Annotated in this window: 4 protein-coding genes and 1 tRNA gene; all 5 read left to right on the top strand. The window is 59.9% G+C overall.

The features are described from left to right. Positions 1–40 precede the first annotated feature (40 nt). Positions 41–116 (top strand) — tRNA-Glu (locus ABYO54_RS15355). 369 nt (positions 117–485) lie between these two features. After that, complete coding sequence (locus ABYO54_RS15350) at positions 486–1,232, top strand: MotA/TolQ/ExbB proton channel family protein (protein WP_372809114.1); 747 nt, start codon at positions 486–488, stop codon at positions 1,230–1,232. Positions 1,233–1,235: 3 nt separating this feature from the next. Then, on the top strand, positions 1,236–1,640 hold the full coding sequence (locus ABYO54_RS15345) for an ExbD/TolR family protein (protein ID WP_372809113.1): 405 nt from the start codon (positions 1,236–1,238) through the stop codon (positions 1,638–1,640). Positions 1,641–1,672: 32 nt separating this feature from the next. Then, on the top strand, positions 1,673–2,431 hold the full coding sequence (locus tag ABYO54_RS15340; protein ID WP_372809112.1) for an energy transducer TonB: 759 nt from the start codon (positions 1,673–1,675) through the stop codon (positions 2,429–2,431). Between the two features lie 23 nt (positions 2,432–2,454). After that, the coding region (locus ABYO54_RS15335; protein WP_372809111.1) for a DPP IV N-terminal domain-containing protein at positions 2,455–3,502 on the top strand (1,048 nt) is incomplete at its 3' end.

The raw sequence follows: 3,502 nt of genomic DNA, 5'->3' as shown, positions 1-3,502 counted from the left end.
GGGTCGCCATTTTAAATGGTGCTTCGGAAAAACATCTAGCGACCCCTTCGTCTAGTGGCCTAGGACTCCAGGTTTTCATCCTGGCAACACGGGTTCGAGTCCCGTAGGGGTCGCCACTTTTTTCTTCTTATTGCACCGGCTGCGGCTCGGTTGCATGCAAAGCCCTCCGTTTTGAAACGGGGGGTTTCGTTTTTTCCCCGATCAAGTGCCGTTTCTCTGCTTCTTGGCGCACCTCGTTGCGCTTGCACGAACTCCGAGATTCGCGCGGCCCGTGTTCGCAAGTCGTCTGGGCGCGCTCGCGGAGAGGCGGCGGGGTGCCTCCAAATGGCCGCGGAGAGTCCGTGTAAATGGTGTCGCGGCCGGTCGGCATGTTTGCGCGGAACAAATTTACGCGGGTCGCATTTTGTTTTTCATTGGCTTTTGCGGGTGTTGCAAATATCTTCGGCTTGCAGTTTTCATTTAGAGCAAAAGGACATAACCGACCTATGGAATTATTCAACTCATTGCTGATTTCGATGCCGTTGGCCGACATGGCGAGCGGTTTTTCGGACAGTACGCTACCGGGTAAGATGATTGTGATCGTCCTGTTCCTCGGCTCAGCGGCCGCCTGGACGATCATGCTGACGAAGCGGATGCAGCTAAGCTTTGCGAGCCGTTCCTCAAGACATTTTCTGTCTGCGTTCCGTACCGGGGCGAATCCGACCACGCTCTATGTGCAAGAAGAGGAATTTCCCGGTTCGCCGCTCCATACGATCTATAAGGAGGGGTGCCATGCGCTGGAGACGGAGTTGCAGGCGCACGGCATCTATCCCGAACAGCTCGGCGAGCTGGATTCGGCGTATGGCCGCGTGCTGACCTTGAACCAACTCGAAGCGCTTCGGACCGTGGTCGACCGCAACGTGGCCGACGAGGCCTTGAATCTGGAGGACCAAATGGGCCTGCTGGCCACGGCGGTGAGCGCCGCGCCGTTCCTGGGCCTGCTCGGCACCGTCTGGGGGGTGATGGATGCCTTCAGCGGCATGGCGGCTTCCGGCTCCGCCGCTCTCTCGGCCGTTGCGCCGGGCATCTCGGGCGCGCTACTGACGACGATCGTCGGCTTGCTGGTCGCCTTGCCGTCGATGATCGGCTACAACTTGCTCTCGGCCCACATCCGCCGGATTTCGGTGCAGATGGACAACTTTGCCCAGGAATTCATCTCGGGGATCCAGAATACCTATGTGCGGGAAGGTTAGGCGATGGCGAGACGCACCAGTCTAGTTTCTCTCAACACGATCAGCGACATCAATATGACGCCGCTGATGGACTTGACGTTTATCCTGCTGATCACCTTCATCATTACCTTCCCGCTGATCGAGCAGGGCATCGCGATCAACCTGCCCCAGGGCAAGGCGGCGGACATGATGGAGTCGAAGACGCGCTCGATCAGCCTGAATTTTGCAAAGCAACTCTATCTGGACGACGTCCCGGTATCGCAGGACGAGCTGCGGGCGGCGATGGCGGAGATCGGATCCTCGGATCCGACCACGACGATCTACGTCCGCGCCGACCGCAAGCTGCCCTACGGCGAAGTGGTCGATGTCATGAAAATCCTGCACGACGCAAACATCACGAAGATGGCACTGGTCACCCAGGGGGAGTGAGGGGATGGATCATCGAATCGTTGGGTGGATAGATGAACGCATTTGAGCGCAAAGTTGCACTGAAGGTGCTGGGCGTCCATGTGGCGATCGTGTTGGGGGTGCTGATGCTTGCCTTGTTGAAAGGCTGCTTTCGGCCGAAGCCGAAGCCGGAAATCGTGACCTTCATCGAGTTCGGTTCGCCGGCGCCGGCCGTGCAGGTGCAGGAAGTCGCCGAGCAACCCGAGGAGCCGCCGTCCGTGGAACCGCCGTCCGTGCAGCCGCAAGTCGAGAAGCCGCCGCCCCCGCCGCAGAAAACACAGCTGACGCCGATCAAAAAAGAGCCGGTAAAGATGGATCCGCCCAAGAAGGTGGAAGAAAAGAAGTGGAAGCCGACTCCGATCGACGACATTGAAATCGGCAAGGAGATTGCGCCCAAGGTTACGAAGCCCGCCGTGACGGAGAAGGAGATCGAGCAGGCGCTGAAGAATATTTCCACGGCGCCGGCGAAAACCGCGACGCCCGGCCCGGTGGGCAATCCGGATGAGATTTCGGCCTACGACGCGCATATCTATTCGATCTTCTACAATGCCTGGGTGCAACCCGCTTCTCCGGGCGTCCGTCCCGCGGAGGTGACGATTTCGATCTCTTCAAGCGGGCGGATTCTTTCTTCCCGATTGAGCCGGACTTCGGGCGATACTGCGTTCGATGCCACGGTGATGACCGCCGTTCTGAGTGTTACGGTATTGCCGAAAAAGCCCCCGACGGGCTATCCCTTGGATAATATTGTCGTTCAGTTCCGGATCATCGATTAGCGTATCTTTATTTGGAGAATATCATGATGAAAAGACAAAGCTTTCTAGCCGGGGCGCTGTTGGCCGGGGGAACGGCCCTGGGGCAGCGCGTAATTGATGTCAGCAAGCAGGGGCAGGGCGAGATCGGGATCAATCTCTCCGGCTACCGGACGGGTTCCGATGCGGCGTCGCGCACGTTTCTGGCCGTGCTCAAGGCCGACCTCAACCGCTCGGGCTATTTCCAGGTCACCTCTTCCGCCGCGCCGATCAGCGTGACCGGGCAGGTGGTCGCCGGCGGCGAGATCAAGGCGGGGGTTGCCGTATACAAGGTTTCGACGCGCGAGCGGGTGCTGGGAAAGACCTACACCGGCGAAGCGGTTGCGGCCCGCGAGCTGGCGCACAAGGTGGCCGACGAGATCGTCTTTGCCGTAACGGGCAAGCGCGGCATGGCCTTGGGCAAGATTGCAGTGGTCGGAAACCGGAGCGGCCGCAAGGAGCTCTATGTGTTCGACATGGATGGAAAGGTGATGCGGCAGGTCACGAAGGATGGCAGCATCGTGGTCGATTCCAACTGGACGCCGGACGGCAAGAACCTGGTCTACACCTCCTACAAGCGCGGCTTCCCGAACATCTACATGACCGGAAACCGAAAGCCGCTGGCCGCCTTTGGCGGGCTCAATGCCATGGGCGCCGTCTCGCCGGACGGACACAGTCTGGCGCTGATCCTCTCCAAGGACGGCAATCCGGAGCTCTACGTCATGAGCCTGCGCTCCGGCAGCCTGAAAAAGCTGACCCGCACCCGCATGGGCAACGAAGCCAGCCCGTGCTGGTCGCCCGACGGCAACCACATCGCCTATGTTTCCGACAGTTCGGGCAAGCCCCAGATCTACATCGTTTCGAAGAACGGCGGCACTCCGCAGCGACTCACCACCACCGGGTCGGAGAATGTGGCGCCGGACTGGGGCAAGAACGGATACATTACCTTCTGCACCCGCTCGGGCGGACGCTACCGCATCGCCATCATCGATCCGAGGACGCGTTCGGCGCAAGTGCTGGAGACCGATTGGGCGGACTACGAATCCCCGAGCTGGG

Origin of the sequence: Pontiella sp., from assembly GCF_041622395.1 — a bacterium.
Classification (GTDB): Bacteria; Verrucomicrobiota; Kiritimatiellia; order Kiritimatiellales; family Pontiellaceae; genus Pontiella.
The sequence above is the reverse complement of the archived record's forward strand: the minus strand, read 5'-3'. Positions and strand labels throughout refer to the sequence as shown.

Excerpts from the sequence above, each read along its gene's own strand:
- ABYO54_RS15350 (WP_372809114.1), top strand. The coding sequence starts at position 486 with ATGGAATTATTCAACTCATTGCTGATTTCGATGCCGTTGGCCGACATG.
- ABYO54_RS15340 (WP_372809112.1), top strand. The coding sequence starts at position 1,673 with ATGAACGCATTTGAGCGCAAAGTTGCACTGAAGGTGCTGGGCGTCCAT.
- ABYO54_RS15345 (WP_372809113.1), top strand. The coding sequence starts at position 1,236 with ATGGCGAGACGCACCAGTCTAGTTTCTCTCAACACGATCAGCGACATC.